The organism is Streptomyces sp. NPDC001985 (assembly GCF_040296845.1).
Taxonomy (GTDB): Bacteria; Actinomycetota; Actinomycetes; order Streptomycetales; family Streptomycetaceae; genus Streptomyces.
Window position 1 is genome coordinate 131,915 of sequence record NZ_JBEOYB010000005.1, and the last position, 17,531, is coordinate 149,445.

Consider the following 17,531-nt stretch of genomic DNA (forward strand, 5'->3'; position numbering starts at 1 on the left):
GCCGGCCCACCCCGCCCGCCACCCGGGCACGCCCCCGCGCCACGGGTGCCCCGAGCAATCCCAGCCCGTCCGGGGGCACCTCCCAGAGGCAGCTCTGGGGGAGTTTGAGGACGGACCCTGTGCCACAGGTGCCCGCATGCTGCGGGTCCGGGTCGGGGGCCGGCCCCCGAGCCCCCGCTCCTCAATCGCCGGAGGGGCTGGGGGTGGCGGCCTAATCGCTGGCGAGGCTGGGTGGGCGTGCCCGCGCGTCACAGGTGCCCCGAGCAATCCCAGCCCGTCCGGCGTTTGAGGACGGACCCCGCGCCACGGGTGCCCCGAGCAATCCCAGCCCGTCCGGGGGCACCTCCCAGAGGCAGCTCTGGGGGAGTTTGAGGACGGACCCTGTGCCACAGGTGCCCGCGTGCTGCGGGTCCGGGTCGGGGGCCGGCCCCCGAGCCCCGCTCCTCAATCGCCGGAGGGGCTGGGGGTGGCGGCCCAATTACCGGAGGGGCTGAGGGGTGCGGCCCAATCGTCGGAGGGGCTGGCTGGGCGCGCCCCCGCGTCATGGGTGGGTCGGGCCATTTCAGCCCGTCCGGGGGCACCTCCCAGAGGCAGGCAGCTCCGGGAGGGGCGAGGACGGACCCCGCGCCGCACAGGACCGGGTCGCGCGGGTGCGCGGGGAGAGCGGGGGCGGTCAGCAGGCGGGGAGGCTTCTGATGACCGCCTCCGCGTCCGCCACCATCCCCTCCACCAGCTCCGCGCAGCTCGGCAGATCCCCGATCACCCCCGCCACCTGGCCGGAGGCCATCACCCCCAGATCCGCCCGCCCCTCCACCATCGCCGCGCGCAACAGCATCGGCGCGTTCGCTGCCATCAGCACCTGCCCCCAGCTCAGCCCCCTCCCGCGCCTCATCGCCACCCCGTCCCGCACCATCCCCGCCCAGGTCAGCCCCGAGAGCCGCCGGAACGACGCCGCGTGCCGCACCGCCCGCAACAGGGTCCTCGCGCGGCCGTGTCCCTCCAGCGAGCGCACCAGGTCGGTACGGAGCATCCGGTGCGGCAGCCCGTCCACGGCCCGGGTCACCGTCACATCCCGTACCGTCGCCGCCAGATACCGCGCCTTCACCGCGTCCGGCACCGTCGAGTCGGAGGTGAGCAGGAAACGGGTGCCCATCGCCACCCCCGCCGCGCCCAGCGCCAGTGCCGCCACCAGACCACGGCCGTCCCGGAAACCGCCGGCCGCGATCACCGGGATGGAGACCGCGTCCACCACCTGCGGCAGCAGCACCGTCGTCGCCACCTCCCCGGTGTGGCCGCCGCCCTCCCCGCCCTGCACGATCACCGCGTCCGCGCCCCACGCGGCCACCTTCTCCGCGTGCCGCCGCGCCCCGACCGACGGGATCACCACCACGCCCGCGTCCCTCAGTTCGGCGATCAGCTCCCGCGAGGGCGCCAGCGCGAACGACGCCACCCGTACGCCCTCCTCGACGACGATCCGTACCCGCTCCCGCGCGTCCGCCGCGTCCGCGCGCAGATTCACCCCGAAGGGCGCGGGAGTGCGGGACCTCACCTCGCGCACCGCGCTCCGCAGCTCCCCGGTGGTCATCGTCGCCGAGGCGAGGATGCCGAGCGCGCCCGCGTTCGCCGCGGCGGAGACCAGCCGGGGCCCGGCCACCCACCCCATTCCGGTCTGCACCACCGGATGCCGTACCCCGGTCAGCGCGGTGAGCGCCGTCTCCATCTACCGCACCGCCCCGACCTCGCGCTCGCGCACCCCGTCCGGATCGAGGACCTCACGGATCAGCCGCAGCTCACCGGCCGTGGGGTCGCGGGTGTACGGGACGTCCGCCGGCACCGTCAGCGGGAACCCGGTCGACTCCCTCACCCGCTCCGCCGTCACCCCGGGGTGGAGCGAGGCGAGGCGCATCGAGCGGTCGGGGGTGGCGAAGTCGAAGACGCCGAGGTCGGAGACGACGCGGGCGATGCGGTGGTAGCGGGTGGCGCTGGGCCCGGCCGCCGCGGCCCGGTCGTACCCCACCCCGCACACCACGTCGACCTCCGCCACGAACACCCGGGTCGAGTGCCGGGGTACCCAGTAGCTGACCGGGTTGTTGAGGGTGTTGACGGGGGCCCCGCGCACCCCGAGCAGCTGGCGGGCGGGCCGTTCCCAGTCGCCGACGCAGGAGATGTTCTGGTTGCCGTGGCGGTCGATCTGGCTCGCGCCCATCATCACGTGCCGCCGCCCGCCGCTGACCATGGTCAGATGACGGCGGTACGGAAGCCACCCCTCCACCTCCCCGTCGGCGCCGAGCAGCATCGCCTCGCCGTCGGTGAGCAGCAGATCGGGGGAGAAGGTGGCACGGGCGAGCCGTGCGGCGATCGACGGAATCGCGCCCATGGGGCTCGCCAGCACCTCACCGGCGCCGCGCCAGGCCTCGGCGCAGGCGATGACACAGTGCTCGGCCCGGGTGACGGCTTCCGCGCTCATCGGCTGTTCTCCTCGTGCCAGGTACGGACGGCCGACTGGTAGGCGTGCTCGTCCCCGGTGAGGAACCGTCCGGCGAACTCCTCCCAGGGGGTGGCCGCGTACATCCGCTGGAAGGACTCGTCCCGGCCGTGGTCGGGCGCGCCGGAGGTGAAGTGGGCGCCGTTCGGGGCCCGGACGACCCCGGTCACCGAGTGCCGGCTGACCAGCAGGGTCTGCGGCACGGCGCCCGCGAAGGAGTCCACCAGCTCCTCGCAGGAGAGATAGGCGCTCTCCGCCGCCTCGCAGAAGAGATCGTCGAAGTAGGGGTCGGGGCCCAGGTACTGGCCGTTGCCGAGCCGGTCGGCCCGGTTGAGGTGGACCAGGGCGGCGTCCATCCGCAGCGCGGGCGCCGCGACGAACTCCTCGCCGTCCTCGTACGGCGAGACCACCGTCCGCAGCTCCGGGTTGACCCGCATCACGTCCGACCCGAGCCCGGCCCGCACCGGCAGGAACGGCAGCCGGCCGGCGGCGGCCCGCAGCCCTGACAGGAACATGGCCTCGTCAATCTCCGTCAGCGCGAGGCCGCCGCGCTCGCGGGCGGCCCGGTAGTGCGGCTCCAGGGGGATGGAGTCCAGGGTGACGAAGGGGGTGACCAGCCGGCGGACGCGGCCGGCGGCGGCGAGCATGCCGACGTCCGGGCCGCCGCAGGAGACCACGGTCAGATCGGTGACCGCGGACTGCAGCAGCGCCCGGACCAGCGCCATCGGCTTGCGGCGCGAACCCCAGCCGCCGATGCCGATGGTCATGCCGCTGCGCAGCCGCCCCACGGCCGCCTCGGGCGTCATGGTCTTGTCGGTCATGCCCCCTCCCCGCGGCCGGACGGTCCGGGCGCCCCGAAGGCGGACCGGACCCGGCCGGCCGCCCCGCTGAGCGCCGCCTCGAAGGTGAACCCCTGCTCGTACCGGTAGCTGCGGCGCACATCGACCGGGTCGATGCCGTTGATGGCGGCCTTGGCCAGCCGGATCAGGGTGCCGTCCTTGGCGGCGATCTCCCCGGCCAGCGCCAGCGCCGCCCCGGCCAGGTCCTCGCGCGGAACCACCCGCCACACCGAGCCGTGGGCGCGGAGTTCGGCGGCGGTCGCGGTCCGCGAGGTGTAGTAGAGGGCGCGCATCAGATGCCCGGGGACCAGCCGGGCCAGATGGGTGGCCGCGCCCAGCGCGCCCCGGTCCAGCTCCGGCAGCCCGAAGACGGCGTCGTCGGCGGCGACGATCGCGTCCGCGTTCCCGGCGAGCCCCACCCCGCCGCCGAGGCAGAAGCCCTGGACGGCGGCGACGACCGGCACCTCGCACTCGTACACCGCGGCGAACGCCTCGGCGCAGCCCCGGTTGGCGCCCAGCAGCGCGCCCTGCCCGGGGTCGCGCCGGATCTCCTTGATATCCACGCCCGCGTTGAAGCCGCGGCCCGCCGCCGCCAGGACGACACAGCGGATCGCCGGGTCCCGGCCCGCGGCGCGGACCGCTTCCGCGAGGTCGTGCCAGCCGCTCACCGGGAGGGCGTTGACGGGCGGATAGTCGGCCGTGACGACGCGCACGCCATCGGCCGCGTCCGTGGTGGAGACACCCATGACAGGATCAGCTACCTTTCCACCAAACATTTGTTAGGTGAGGAAGGTAGCAGCCGATGGAGCTGGACGGGAGGGTCGCCGTCGTCACCGGCGGGACGCGCGGGGTCGGCGCGGGCATCGCCCGCGCCTTCCTGCGGGCGGGCGCCCGGGTGGTGGTCTGTGCCCGCAGACCGCCCGAGGAACCCCTGCCGGGCGCCGTGTTCCTCCCGCTCGATCTGCGCGACCCGGCCGCCGTGGAGTCCTTCTTCGCCACGGTCGCCGAGCGGTACGGACGGCTGGACACCCTGGTCAACAACGCCGGCGGCACCCCCCGGCGGCTGCTCGCCGACGCCGGGGCCGAGCGCCACGCCCGGGTGATCCAGCTCAACCTGGTCGCACCGCTCACCGCCTCCCTCGCCGCCCGGCCGCATCTGCGGGCGGCGCGCGGCTCGGTGGTGATGGTCGGCAGCGTCAGCGGCGGCCGGCCGTCGCCCGGGTCGGCGGCCTATGGCGCCGCCAAGGCCGGTCTGGAGAGCCTGGCCCGTTCGATGGCGGTGGAGTGGGCGCCGGAGGTGCGGGTCAACACCCTGGTGCTCGGGATGGTCCGCACCGAACGGTCCGCACGGCACTACGGCGACGGGAGCGGTGTCGCGGCGGTCGGCCGCACGGTCCCGCTGGGGCGGCTGGCCGAGCCGTCGGAGGCGGGGGACGCGGCGGTCTTCCTCGCCTCCGGACGCGCGGCCTACATCAGCGGGGCCGCACTGCATCTGCACGGCGGCGGGGAGCGCCCCGCCTTCCTCGACGCCGCGACATCCCCTCAGGAGGGCTGAGATGACGGGTATCTGCGCGAACCGGGTGGTCGTGGTGACGGGCGCGGGCCGGGGGCTCGGGCGGGCCCACGCCCTGGCGTTCGCCGCCGAGGGGGCCGCGGTCGTCGTCAACGACCTGGGCGCCGCCCTCGACGGGGCGGGGGCGTCGGACGCGCCCGCGCGCGAGGTGGTCGCGGAGATCGAGGCGGCGGGAGGACGGGCGGTCGCCCACGGCGGGGACATCGCCACCGCCGAGGGGGCGTCCTCACTGATCGCCACCGCTCTGGAGACCTATGGGCGGCTGGACACCCTGGTCAACAACGCGGGATTCCTGCGGGACCGGATGCTGGTGAATCTGACGGAGGACGACTGGGACGCGGTGGTGCGGGTGCATCTGCGGGGCCACTTCCTCCCGCTCAAGCACGCCGCCGCGCACTGGCGCGCCGAGACCCGGGCCGGGCGCCCGGCCGCGGCCCGGGTGATCGGCACGACCTCCGGGGCGGGGCTGCTGGGGAGTGTGGGGCAGGGCAACTACTCCGCCGCCAAGGCCGGGATCGTCGCCCTGACGCTGGTCGCGGCGGCGGAGCTGGGGCGGTACGGGGTCGGGGTCAACGCGATCGCCCCGGCGGCGCGGACCCGGATGACCGAGGGGGGGTTCGCGGGGTTGCGGGGGCTGCCGGAGGATGTGTCGCCGCTGGTGGTGTGGTTGGGGTCGGGGGGGAGTGAGGGGGTGACGGGGAGGGTGTTCGAGGTGGAGGGGGGGAGGGTGACGGTGATGGAGGGGTGGCGCCGGGGGGCCTCCGCCGAGGCGCCCGCGCGCTGGACGCCCGAGTCGGCCGGGGCCACCGCCCGCACCCTCCTCTCCACGACCCCTCCTCCTCTCCCCCCGTACGGCAGCACCCCCACCCCCTGACCCCGAAGACCCCGGACCCCCGCGCCTCAAACGCCGGCGGGGCTGGATGTGGTGCCTCGGCCCTCGGCGGGGCGGGGGTGTGCTCGGCCCCTCGTGGGGCTGGATGTGGTGCCTCGGGCCTCGGCGGGGCGGGGGTGTGCTCGGCCCCCAGCGAGGCAGGGGTGTGCCCGGCCCCGGCGGGGCGGCTCCGCGCGAGGCCAGGGCGCCCAGGTGCCGCAGACCCCGGCGGGGTTCTTCAGGTCTCGCAGTCGAGGATCGAGTGGCAGACCCCGCACCGCACCCTCCCCCGCACCCCCACCCCCACCCGAATCCGCTGATGGCAGGTCGGACACCCGAACAGCACCCGCCCCCGCTCGAACGCGTACCCCGCCCCCGCCGAAGCCACCCCCGCCCGCCGGTCCCTCGCGTACCGGTGCCGCGCCGCCCACCCCGCCGTCGTCAGCGGGGGGCGGCGCGCGTCCCGCAGCGCGCGGGCGCGGCCCTTCGTGTACGCGGTGTACCCCTGCGGGCTGGTGAACCACGGCGACGGGTCCTCCCCGAACACCAGCGCCCGTTCGGCCAGCACATAGCCGAACTCCTCCGGAGTGAGATACCCCAGCTTCTGGCTGGTCAGCCGGTCCTCCCGGAAGGCGTCGAGCAGCAGCCACCCCGCCCCGAGATAGGTCGTCACGGTGTCGGTGAGGATCTCGTTCTCCCGGGTCCCGGGAAAGGAGAGATCCAGCCGGTGCAGCAGCACATGGGTGATCTCGTGCGCCAGCGCCGCCCCCACATCCCGCCGATGCCCCCGGAAGCGGTCGTTCAGCTCGATGAAGTACTCCGGTCCCGCCGTCAGCTCCACGCTCGCCGCGTGCTCCATCTCCCGGAAGCTGATGATCATCCGCGCGTCCGGCAGCCGCAGATGCCGCACCAGCGCCCGCGCCACCGACTGCGCCCCGAGATGGAGATCGTCCCCGTCGGAGAAGGCGACATCGGCCGGCGGCACGCTGGGCGCGTACGAGAGCACCCCTTCCGGCGAGACGCGCCGGTAGAGCGCCGTGACCGCCGCCCGCACGGTCTCCAGGTGCGGGAAGCCGTGCTCGACCCCGCTGTCCTTCGACACCACGTTCTCCGCACCCCCTGTACGACGGTCCGCGGCCCGCTCCAACTCTACGGCGGACCCCGACGACCTTGGCCGAAATCTGATGCTTGTGGCGCGCCCCGCTCACTCCCCATAATCCCGATCACGCCTTGTCGGGCTCATGTCAGGGAGTGATGTTCCCTGTCGGGGACCGGCGCGGGCCAGACACCTCAACCCCCCACGAAGGGCAGGCCGTTGAAGCTCATCCGCACGTTCAAGAGATTCGCTGTCATCGGCGCGGCCATGGCTGCCGCCGCCGTCAGTGTCACCCCCGCCACCGCCGGCGCCGCCACCCCGGCCGACACCCCCGCCGCCACCGCGGCCGCCCCGCCCGTCGTCGGCGGCACCCGTGCCGCGCAGGGCGAGTTCCCCTTCATGGTGCGGCTCTCCATGGGCTGTGGCGGCTCTCTGCTCACGCAGCAGATCGTCCTGACCGCGGCCCACTGTGTGAGCGGCTCCGGCAACAACACCAGCATCACCGCCACCGCCGGAGTCGTGGACCTCAACAGCACCAGTGCGATACGGGTCCGCTCCACCAAGGTCCTCCAGGCCCCCGGCTACAACGGGACCGGCAAGGACTGGGCCCTGATCAAGCTCGCCACGCCGATCAACCTGCCCACCCTGAACATCGCCGAGACCACGGCCTACGACAGCGGCACCTTCACCGTCGCCGGCTGGGGAGCGGCCCGTGAGGGCGGCGCCCAGCAGCGCTACCTGCTCAAGGCCACCGTCCCGTTCGTCTCGGACGCCTCCTGCCGCAGCTCCTACCCGGGCCTGGTCGCCGCCGAGGAGATCTGCGCCGGTCTGCCCCAGGGCGGTGTCGACACCTGCCAGGGCGACTCCGGCGGCCCGATGTTCCGCCGGGACAACGCCAACGCCTGGGTCCAGGTCGGCATCGTGAGCTGGGGCCAGGGCTGCGCCCGCCCCAACTACCCCGGTGTCTACACCCAGGTCTCGCACTTCGCCGCGCAGATCAAGTCCGCGGCCGCGACCCTCTGACGGACCCGCGGTGACGCGGTGACGCCGTGACGGCGGGGGCGGGTGCGAGGGCGCTTTAGTCCAACACCTGCCCCCGCTTTGTCCATGGGCGTACTCCCCCGCCCGGCGGAGATTGTCGGTGTACGACATCCCCGTCACCGAGGAGGACGAGCGTGTACGCAAGCGATGCCGGTCCCAGCCGCAGGACCGTGGTGGCCGCGACCGCCCTGGCCGGCGCGGCCGTCGCCGCCGGCACCCCGGCGGACGCGATCGCGGCTTCCCGGGCCGAGACCGTCCTCCGCTCGCCCGAGCTGGAGGTCCGCGTCGACAGCGGCTTCCCGCGCATCGTCTCGTACACCGACCGCGACAGCGGAGCGATGCTGTACGGGCAGGAGGAGCCGATCACCTCCGTGCTGATCGACTCCACCGCCCACACCCCCGGCAGGGTCACCGCGAGAGCCCGGCGCGACCGGGTCGCGTACACCCTCTCCTTCGGGCCCACCGAGATCGATGTCGAGATCCGCGTCGACGGCCGCGCCGTCCACTGGCGTGTCACCCGGATCGCGGACACCGGGGCGCTGCGCGTGGGCACCCTCCAGATCCCGTCGCTCGCCCTGCTGTCCGTACGCCACGACCAGCCGGGCGCGACCCTGCTCGCCGCCCGCGTCCAGCTGGACAAGGCGGCCAGCGGCGACACCCTGATCCGGCTCGCCCCGGACACCCCGGCCGAGCCGGGGCCCACCGGCTGCGCCTACGCGGTCCTCTCCCACGACCGGCTCGGCGGCGCGATCGAGACCAACACCGTCTGGGACAAGCCCGACAGCGCGTCCGGCACCACCTGGGACAACGGCCGGCTGATGCGCCAGACGGTCGTCCGGGACGGCCTGGTCACGGCCCGGCTCGCCCCCGGGCAGTGGACCCACCGCGCGGCCGGCTCACCCGTCGGAGCGGTCGAGCCCCTCCCGTACGCCACCGTGGTGATCACCGGCGACCGCAACGGCGACGGGGTCGTGGACTGGCAGGACGCGGCCATCGCCTTCCGGGACATCATGACCGACCCGCTCGGCGCCGAGCAGCAGCATCTGCGGGTGGTCCCGCACATCCCCTTCAACTTCGCCTCCCAGGCCACCAACCCCCATCTCGCCACCCTCGACCAGGTGAAGCGGATCTCCCTCGCGACGGACGGCCTGCGCCAGTACACCCTGCTCAAGGGCTACCAGTCCGAGGGCCACGACTCGGCCCACCCCGACTACGCGGGCAACCACAACAAGCGCGCGGGCGGCCTCGCCGACCTGAACACCCTGCTCCGCGAGGGCCGCGCCTGGGGCAGCGACTTCGGTGTCCATGTGAACGCCACCGAGTCCTACCCGGTCGCCAACGCCTTCTCCGAGACCCTCGTCGACAAGAGGAACGAGCAGTGGGACTGGCTGGACCAGTCCTACCGCATCGACCAGCGGCGCGATCTGATCAGCGGCGACATCGTCCGCCGCTTCGCCGCTCTGCGGGCCGAGACCGACCCCGCGCTGAACATGCTCTACATCGATGTCTTCCGCGAGTCCGGCTGGACCTCGGACCGGCTCCAGCGGGCGCTGCGCGAACAGGGCTGGCAGATCACCACCGAGTGGGGCCACGGACTGGAGCGCTCCGCGCTCTGGGCGCACTGGGCCACCGAGGTCGACTACGGCCCCGACTCCTCGCGCGGGATCAACTCCCGGCTCATCCGCTTCATCCGCAACCACCAGAAGGACGTCTTCGCCGACAAGTGGCCCACCCTGCTGGGCATCCCGCGCACCGGGAACTTCGAGGGCTGGGTCGGCAAGACCGACTGGAACACCTTCTACCGGCTGATCTGGACGGACTCGCTGCCCGCGAAGTACCTCCAGGCCCATCCCATCAAGCGCTGGACCGACCACGAGATCACCTTCTTCGGCCCCGGCGCGGTCTCCGTCTCCGACACCGGCGGCGTCCGCCGGATCGAGACCGACGGGCGGCCGGTGTACGAGGGCGGCACCTATCTCCTCCCCTGGGAGCCGCGCCGGGCGGCCGACCCCTCCCGGCTCTACCACTACAACCCGGCCGGCGGCAGCAGCACCTGGCGGCTGCCGCGCGGCTGGTCGGGCGCGTCGACGGTGGTGCTCTACCGCCTCACCGACCAGGGCCGGGTGTACGAGAGGGAGCTGCGGGTCCGGTCCGGCCGGGTCACCATCGAGGCCGAGGCCGACCAGCCGTACGTCGTCCACCGCACCCGCGCCCGCGCCGTCGGCGACCCCGGCTGGGGCGAGGCGACCGGGCTCCACGACCCCGGCTTCCACTCCGGCTCCCTGGACGGCTGGCGGGTCACCGGCCCCGCGTCGGTCGAGCTGAGCGCGCTCGGCGACTACGAACTGGTGATCGCGGCCGGCGCGGCGGCCTCGGCCGGCCAGCGCCTGGACCGGCTGCGGCCCGGTACCTACGCCGCCTCCGTCCAGGTCGAGGTGGGGGAGCGGGCGGGGGAGCGGCGCCGGGCGAGTCTGGAGATCCGTACCGCCGACGGGGTACGGGCGGTGAACTGGACCGACGTCTCCACGGCGGGCAACTTCGTCGCGGCGGACCGCAAGCACGGCACCCGCTTCCAGCGGATGTTCACCCACTTCACCGTCCCGGAGGGCGGCGGCCCGGTCCATCTCGCCCTGCGCGCGGGGCCGGGCACCGCCCGGGTCCGCTTCGACAACGTACGCGTCGTCCCGGCGAAACCGGCCCGCGGGGCGGGCACCCTCGCCTACGAGGACTTCGAGAACGTTCCCCAGGGCTGGGGCGTCTTCGTCAAGGGCGACGCGGGCGGCGCGACCGACCCCCGCACCCATATCGCCCAGCGCCACGCCCCCTTCACCCAGCGCGGCTGGAACGGCAAGGCGATCGACGATGTCATCGACGGCACCGAGTCCCTCAAGTCGCGCGGCGAGAACAAGGGCCTCGTCTACCGGACCGTCCAGCACACCGTCCGGTTCGAACCGGGGAAGCGGTACCGGGTGAGCTTCCGGTACGAGAACGAGCACGCGGGCCAGTACGCCTGGATCACCGGCGCCGACGACCGCGAGCTGTCCCGGGAACCGATCCCGGTGGCGACCGCGCCGACCGTGTGGGAGTACGAGTTCACGGCGCCCGGCGAGGGCGAGACCTGGGTGGGCCTGCGCAAGACCGGGGACGCCGGGAAGTCGGAGTTCGTCCTCGACACCTTCGAGGTCCGGGAACTCTAGCCCCGGCCCTCTCCAGCCCCGGCCCTCTCCGGACCGGCCCTCTCCAGCCCCGGCCCTCTCCGGACCGGCCCTCTCCGGACCGGGCCTCTCCGGACCGGACCCCCTGGACCGGCCCTCTCCGGACCGGACCCCCTGGACCGGCCCTCTCCGGACCGGACCCCCTGGACCGGCCCGCCGCCCCTGCGGGCCGCCCCGGCCCCGCCCGTCCGCCGCTTCCCCCCTTCCGGCGGACGGGCGGGGTCCGTCACGGCCCGCTCACCCCAGCGACACCACGGCCCCGGCCTCCTCCAGCTCCAGCACCCACACCTCGTTCTCGCCCTCCCGCAGCACCGGACCCGGCACGAAGAGCGATTCCTGCGCCCCCACCCACCAGTACCGGCCCAGACAGAAGCCGTTGACCCAGACGAACCCCCGGTTCCAGCCGGGAAGGCTCAGCCGGGTGTCACCGGGCGCGTACACCGTCACCGAACCCCGGTACAGACCGGCCGCACCGCTCTCCGGCGCCCGGAAGGGCACCCGCGCCACCGCCTCGGTCCCGAAGGCCGCCAGCCGCAGCCCGCGAGCGCGTACGCCGTGCAGATACTGCCGCTCGTGGAGCAGCCCGCCGGTGATCCCCTTCGGCTCGCCGACACGGGGGCCGTAGTTCACCCGGCCCAGCGACTCCACCCACAGCTCGACCTCGGCCGGGCCCGGCACCGGCTCCGGCAGCGTCTCGTGGTCCTCGCTCAGCACCCCGGCCCGCACCCCGTCGACGTACACCACCGCCCGGTCCCGCAGACCGGCCGCCCGCAGCGGATAGGGCTGCCTCGGGCCCGGCACCCGGACGCGGTAGCGCACCAGGCCCCGGTCGACGCCCAGCTCCTCGAAGACGGGCGGCACCCGGCCCCCGGTCTCGGGGTCGCCGAGGGTGTCGATCACCGTGCCCAGCGGCGCCCACCCGGTGAGCCGGATGCCCGCCGGCTCGGCCAGCACCGGCGGGGCCGGCGGCACCTCGGGGAGCGGGCCGTCCGCGTACGCCGACAGCACCTCGCGGAACTGCCAGAACTTCTCCGTCGCCCGCCCCGCCTCGTCGATCGGCGCGTCGTAGTCGTACGAGGTCACCGTCGGCTCCAGCGCGCCGTCCTGGACGTCCCCCGCGCGGTTCGCCCCCGCCCAGCCGCCGAAGCTGGTGCCGCCGTGCGCCATGTAGATGTTCACCGAGGCACCGCACTCCAGGATCTCCCGCAGCGCGCCCGCCGCGTCCCGCGCGTCCCGCACCCCGTGCTGCTCGCCCCAGTGGTCGAACCAGCCGCACCAGAACTCCATGCACATCAGCGGACCCCCGGGCTGGTGGCGGCGGAGGATCTCGAAGGCCCCCCGCGCGCCCGAGCCGAAGTTCACCGTCGCCAGCGCCCCCGGCACCGAACCCCCGGTCAGCATGTGGTCCTCGGGCCCGTCCGAGGTGAAGAGCGGCAGCCGCACCCCGCACTCCCGCACCAGCTCCACCAGCCGCCGCAGATAGCGCTGGTCGCTGCCCCAGCTCCCGTACTCGTTCTCGATCTGCACCATGAGCACCGGACCGCCCCGGTCGATCCCCCGCTCCACCACCTGGGGCAGCAGCGCCCGGAACCAGCGCTCCACATGGCCGAGGTACTCGGCGTCCCCGGTCCGCACCCGGCGCCCCAGCGCGCCGGTCACCCAGTGCGGCAGCCCGCCGTTCTCCCACTCGGCACAGATGTACGGACCCGGCCGGACGATGGCCCACAGCCCGGCCCGCCGGGCCGCGTCCAGGAACCGGCCGAGCGCCCCCGGGTCGGAGAACTCCCCGGGCGCGGGCTCGTGGAGGTTCCAGGGGACATAGGTCTCCACGCAGTTGAGGCCCATCGCGCGCAGCATCGCCAGCCGGTGGTCCCACTGCCCCTCGTGCACCCGGAAGTAGTGCAGCGCCCCCGACAGCAGCCGCACCGGCCGCCCGTCCAGAAGGAAGTCCGACGCACCCACCCGGAAGTCCGCGCCACCGCCGGTCCCGGTCCCGGTCCCACTGCCACCGCCGGTCCCGGTGCCGGTGCCGGTGCCGGTCCCGGTCCCACCGCCCGTGCCGCTGCCCGTGCCTCTGCCGCTCTCGCTGTCCCTGCTGATTTCCGCCATCCCACCACCATCGGCCTCTGGCGGCGGACCGGTCCATGGACAAAGATCGGCGCTGTTTGGACACAACTCGGGCGGGACGACGGAGTAAGGGCAGCGAACGGATGTACCACACCTGGATGCGCTATTTCACCCCCGGACCCGTCCACCGCCGCCTCGGCCTGGTCTGTCTCGGCGTCGGGCTCCAGCACGGCGCCCTCCCCACCGTCGGCCCCCGCACCCTCGACCACCATGTCGCCGTCGTCATCAGCGCCGGGCACGGCTGGTTCCGCACCCCCGACGGACGGCGCACCGGCGTCACCGCGCCCGCCCTGATCTGGATCACCCCCGGGGTGCCCCACCACTACGGCCCCGACCCCGGCGGCTGGGACGAGAGCTTCGTCGACTTCGACGGACCCGCCACCGCCACCTACACCGAGCTGGGCTACATCGACACCGACCGCGCCGTCGTCCCGCTCTCCGACACGGCCGGGCCGCGCGCCGCCATCGGCCGGATAGCCCGCGCCGCCCGCCGGGGCAATCCGCTCCTGGAGGTCGAGACCGCCGCCGCCGTCCACGAGCTGCTGGTCGCGCTCCGCCGGGCCCGCGCCGACACCAACCCCGCCGGCGACCCCGTCCTCTCCGCGCTCGCCCGCGACGCCTTCCTCCCGCTCTCCGTCGCCGAGCACGCCGCCCGCCACCGGATGACCGCGGCCGAGCTGCGCGCCGCGGTGCGCCGGGGCGCGGGATGCAGCCCCAAGGACTATCTGCTCTCCATCCGCCTCGGCCGCGCCAAGGAACTCCTCGCCGCCACCGAGCTGCCGGTCGCCGCCGTCGCCCGGAGGGTGGGCTACGAGGACCCGGCCTACTTCTCCCGGCTCTTCACCCGCCGGGTCGGGACCGCGCCCATCCGCTTCCGCCGCCAGCAGGGGCGCGCCGTCCCCGGCGGATGGAGCGACCGCGTCCCGCATCCCGACCACCCTCCGACGATCCCCACCCGTTGCCCGTAAGCTCGGCATCCATGACCACCAGGGACATCGACACAGACGTACGGGCGGAGCTGGACCGGCTGCGCGGGAGCATCGACAACATCGACGCCGCCGTCGTCCATATGCTCGCCGAGCGTTTCAAGTGCACCCAGCAGGTCGGCCGGCTCAAGGCACACCACCAGCTGCCGCCCGCGGACCCGGAGCGCGAGGCCCGCCAGATCGAGCGGCTGCGCCAGCTCGCCGAGAGCGCCAGGCTGGACCCGGCATTCGCGGAGAAACTGCTCAATTTCATCATCGCCGAGGTCATCCGGCACCATGAGACGATCGCCGCCAATCCGGACGCACCCGATCCGGATTACCACGCCTGAGCGCCCGGCGGGTGCCCGTGCGCTCAGAGCGCAACCCCCACCCCGTGTGCTCGACGGCTCTCATCAGGCAGCATGGCCCCCATGTCCGTACTCACGCGCGACGAAGCGCAGCACCGTGCCCGGCTTCTCGACGTCCACCGGTACACGATCGACCTCGATCTGACCACAGGGGCCGAAGTTCCTCCCGATCCGTCCGCCACCGGGGCCACCGGGGAAGAGGTCTTCGGCTCCCGCAGCGTCATACACTTCACCGCCCGCGCGGACGGGGACACCTTCGTCGAGCTGAAGCCGGCCGTACTGCACTCCCTCACGCTGGACGGACAGTCCCTCGACCCCGCCCTCCTGGAGGGCAACCGCTACCCGCTCACCGCGCTGAGCGCGGGCGAGCACACCCTGAGCGTCGAGGCGGACATGCGCTACTCCCGCACGGGGGAGGGGATGCACCGCTTCACCGACCCCAGCGACGGTGAGGTCTATGTCTACACCCAGCTCTTCCTCGACGACATCCAGCGGGTCTTCGCCGCGTTCGACCAGCCCGACCTCAAGGCCGTCTTCGAGCTGACCGTGAAGGCGCCGCGGGGCTGGACCGTCCTCGGCAACGGCATCGCCACCGACCACGGCGACGGCACCTGGACCTGCGCCCCCACCCCGCCGCTCTCCACCTATCTGGTCGCCGTCGCCGCCGGGCCCTGGCACTCGGTGCGCACCGAGCACGCCGGGCTGCCCTTCGGCCTGCACTGCCGCCGCTCCCTCGCCGAGCACCTCGACGCGGACGCCGAGGAGATCCTCGACATCACCCGCCAGTGCTACGACCGCTACCACGAGAAGTTCGAGGAGCCCTACCCCTTCGACTCCTACGACCAGGCGTTCGTCCCCGAGTTCAACGCGGGCGCGATGGAGAACCCCGGGCTGGTCACCTTCCGGGACGAGTTCGTCTTCCGCTCGGCCGTCACCGACACCGAACGGCAGACCCGGGCCGTGGTCATCGCCCACGAGATGGCCCATATGTGGTTCGGCGACCTCGTCACCATGGTCTGGTGGGACGACCTCTGGCTGAACGAGTCCTTCGCCGAGTACATGGGGTTCCAGATCCTCACCGAGGCCACCCGCTTCACCGACACCTGGGTGGACTTCGCGGTCAACCGCAAGGGCTGGGGGTACGACGCCGACCAGCGGCCCTCCACCCACCCCGTCGCCCCCGACCCGGACGCCGTCCCCGACACCGCCGCCGCGCTGCTCAACTTCGACGGCATCTCCTACGCCAAGGGCGCCTCCGCGCTGCGGCAGCTCGTGACCTGGATGGGCGAGAAGGACTTCCTCGCCGGGATCAACACCCACTTCGCCCGGCACCGCTTCGGCAACGCCACCCTCGCCGACTTCATCGACTCCCTCGCCCAGTCCACCGACCGCGATGTGCACACCTGGGCGGAGAGCTGGCTGCGCACCACCTCCGCCGACACCCTGAGGCCGTCGGTCACCGAGTCCGGCGGCACCTGGCAGCTGAGCGTCGAGCGGGAGGGCAGCCGGCCGCACCGCGTCGCCGTCGGCGCCTACGACGTCGACCCGGTGGACCCCGAGCGGGTCGTCCCGCGCGACCGCTTCGAGCTGGACCTCCCGCTGACCGGCCCCGACAGCCGGCCCGGGCGCCGGCCGGCCCTCGTCGTCCTCAACGACAACGACACCACCTACGCCAAGATCCGCCTCGACGAGGGCTCCTGGACCACCGCCGTACGCATCCTCTCCCGCATCCCCGACCCGCTGACCCGCGCGGTCGTCTGGAACGCGGCCCGTGACATGGTCCGCGACGGCGAACTCGCCCCCACCGCCTATCTGGAGGCCGCGAGCGCGCATCTGCCGCGCGAGACGGATCTCGCGGTCGTGCAGGGGGTGCTGGGGTTCGCGGCGGGTCAGATCGCCGAGCGGTATGTGCCCGCCGAGGAGCGGCCCGCGGCCCTCCGCGCGATCCGGGAGATCTGCCGGGCGCTGATGCGCCGCACGGAGGACGGCAGCGACAGCGGGCTGCGGCTGATCGCCGTACGCCACTGCATCGCCGCCGCGGCCCAGCCCGAGACCATCCAGGAGTGGCTCTCCGACGGCAGTGTGACCGGCGGGCCCGAGCTGGACCCGGAGCTGCGCTGGCGCATCCTCCACCGCCTCGCCGTCCTCGGCGCGACCGACGAGCGCGCCATCGCCGCGGAGCTGGAGCTGGACCCCAGCGCCACGGGCCGCGAGGGCGCGGCCCGCTGCCGCGCCGCGCTGCCCGACCCGGAGGCGAAGGCGGCGGCCTGGGAGCTGCTGTTCGGCTCGGACACGCTCTCCAACTACCTCTTCACGGCGACGGCCCAGGGGTTCTGGCAGCCGGAGCAGGCCGAGCTGGTACGGGAGTACATCCCGCGCTTCTACCCCGCGGCCGTCGAGCTGGCGGCCCGCCGGGGCCCGGCGCTGGCGGACGCGGCGGCGCGCCACGCCTTCCCCCTCCACGCGGTGGACGCGGAGACCCTGGCCCTGGGGGAGCGGTGTCTGCGCGACACGGAGATGATCCCGGCGCTCCACCGCCGCCTCGCCGACCAACTCGACGACCTCCGCCGAGCCCTCACCATCCGCACCCCCTGACCCCCTGACCCCCTGACCCCCGAGCCGAGCCCATCCGCCCTGCGAGGCGAACCCCCGTAGCCCTCGCTCAGCCCGTCCGTCGCGTGAGGCGACCCCTCTCAGCCCTTCCGGCGCCCCGAGTCCCGAATTCCAGCCCTGCCGGCGAGCTGGGCAGCACCACCTCACCTTCGCCGGCGGGCTGAGGAGCACCACCTCACCTTCGCCGGCGGGCTGAGGAACAAGACCAGCCCCGCCGGCGAGCTGAGCCGCACCACCTCACCTTCGCGGGCGGGCCGAGGCACAAGAACCAGCCCCGCTGGCGAGCTGAGCCGCACTACCTCACCTTCGCCGGCGGGCTGAGGAGCACCACCTCAGCC

The 17,531-nt window shown here is 73.9% G+C and carries 13 protein-coding genes; 7 read left to right on the plus strand and 6 right to left on the minus strand.

Going from position 1 to position 17,531, the window contains the following annotated elements; all coding sequences use genetic code 11:
* Positions 1 to 673: 673 nt before the first annotated feature.
* From ABT122_RS03720 to ABT122_RS03735, 4 genes are read right to left on the minus strand one after another with little or no spacing between them, the layout of a single operon-like run.
* Entirely contained in the window at positions 674 to 1,720 is a 1,047-nt protein-coding gene (locus ABT122_RS03720) for an NAD(P)H-dependent flavin oxidoreductase (protein WP_351544753.1), read from the minus strand.
* Complete coding sequence (locus ABT122_RS03725) at positions 1,721 to 2,467, minus strand: CoA-transferase subunit beta (protein ID WP_351544756.1); 747 nt, start codon at positions 2,465 to 2,467, stop codon at positions 1,721 to 1,723.
* Positions 2,464 to 3,306, minus strand: coding sequence for a CoA transferase subunit A (locus ABT122_RS03730; protein ID WP_351544759.1), 843 nt, complete (start codon positions 3,304 to 3,306; stop codon positions 2,464 to 2,466). Before ABT122_RS03730 ends, ABT122_RS03725 begins: the two co-directional genes overlap by 4 nt.
* Positions 3,303 to 4,070: an enoyl-CoA hydratase family protein gene (locus ABT122_RS03735; protein ID WP_351544762.1), complete on the minus strand. Its 768-nt coding sequence runs from the start codon at positions 4,068 to 4,070 to the stop codon at positions 3,303 to 3,305. Before ABT122_RS03735 ends, ABT122_RS03730 begins: the two co-directional genes overlap by 4 nt.
* 56 nt (positions 4,071 to 4,126) lie before the next feature.
* Between ABT122_RS03735 and ABT122_RS03740 the strand changes: the two genes are divergently transcribed.
* Together ABT122_RS03740 and ABT122_RS03745 are read left to right on the plus strand one after the other, a co-directional pair.
* Positions 4,127 to 4,879, plus strand: coding sequence for an SDR family oxidoreductase (locus ABT122_RS03740; protein ID WP_351544765.1), 753 nt, complete (start codon positions 4,127 to 4,129; stop codon positions 4,877 to 4,879).
* Position 4,880: 1 nt separating this feature from the next.
* Positions 4,881 to 5,771 (plus strand): SDR family oxidoreductase, encoded by an 891-nt coding sequence (locus ABT122_RS03745; protein ID WP_351544768.1) that lies wholly within the window; start codon positions 4,881 to 4,883, stop codon positions 5,769 to 5,771.
* A gap of 235 nt (positions 5,772 to 6,006) precedes the next feature.
* Here the strand turns inward: ABT122_RS03745 and ABT122_RS03750 are convergent, their stop codons facing one another.
* Positions 6,007 to 6,870 (minus strand): hypothetical protein, encoded by an 864-nt coding sequence (locus tag ABT122_RS03750; protein ID WP_351544771.1) that lies wholly within the window; start codon positions 6,868 to 6,870, stop codon positions 6,007 to 6,009.
* Positions 6,871 to 7,131: 261 nt separating this feature from the next.
* On the opposite strand from ABT122_RS03750, the gene ABT122_RS03755 reads away from it, so the two are divergent.
* Both ABT122_RS03755 and ABT122_RS03760 read left to right on the plus strand, forming a co-directional pair.
* Entirely contained in the window at positions 7,132 to 7,887 is a 756-nt protein-coding gene (locus ABT122_RS03755) for a serine protease (RefSeq protein ID WP_451068224.1), read from the plus strand.
* Positions 7,888 to 8,039: 152 nt separating this feature from the next.
* Positions 8,040 to 11,102 (plus strand): endo-alpha-N-acetylgalactosaminidase family protein, encoded by a 3,063-nt coding sequence (locus ABT122_RS03760; protein ID WP_351544777.1) that lies wholly within the window; start codon positions 8,040 to 8,042, stop codon positions 11,100 to 11,102.
* A gap of 255 nt (positions 11,103 to 11,357) precedes the next feature.
* On the opposite strand, the gene ABT122_RS03765 is transcribed toward ABT122_RS03760, so the two are convergent.
* Complete coding sequence (locus tag ABT122_RS03765) at positions 11,358 to 13,229, minus strand: glycoside hydrolase family 35 protein (protein ID WP_351544780.1); 1,872 nt, start codon at positions 13,227 to 13,229, stop codon at positions 11,358 to 11,360.
* 101 nt (positions 13,230 to 13,330) lie between these two features.
* Between ABT122_RS03765 and ABT122_RS03770 the strand changes: the two genes are divergently transcribed.
* The 3 genes from ABT122_RS03770 to pepN all read left to right on the plus strand — a co-directional run bounded on the left by ABT122_RS03770 (position 13,331) and on the right by pepN (position 17,175).
* Positions 13,331 to 14,215 carry a helix-turn-helix domain-containing protein gene (locus ABT122_RS03770; RefSeq protein ID WP_351544783.1) on the plus strand — a complete coding sequence of 295 codons (885 nt, stop codon included), beginning with the start codon at positions 13,331 to 13,333 and terminating at the stop codon, positions 14,213 to 14,215.
* 11 nt (positions 14,216 to 14,226) lie between these two features.
* Positions 14,227 to 14,562 (plus strand): chorismate mutase, encoded by a 336-nt coding sequence (locus ABT122_RS03775; protein WP_351544786.1) that lies wholly within the window; start codon positions 14,227 to 14,229, stop codon positions 14,560 to 14,562.
* Positions 14,563 to 14,643: 81 nt separating this feature from the next.
* Positions 14,644 to 17,175 carry an aminopeptidase N gene (gene pepN / locus ABT122_RS03780; protein ID WP_351544788.1) on the plus strand — a complete coding sequence of 844 codons (2,532 nt, stop codon included), beginning with the start codon at positions 14,644 to 14,646 and terminating at the stop codon, positions 17,173 to 17,175.
* The last annotated feature ends 356 nt before the right edge of the window (positions 17,176 to 17,531 follow it).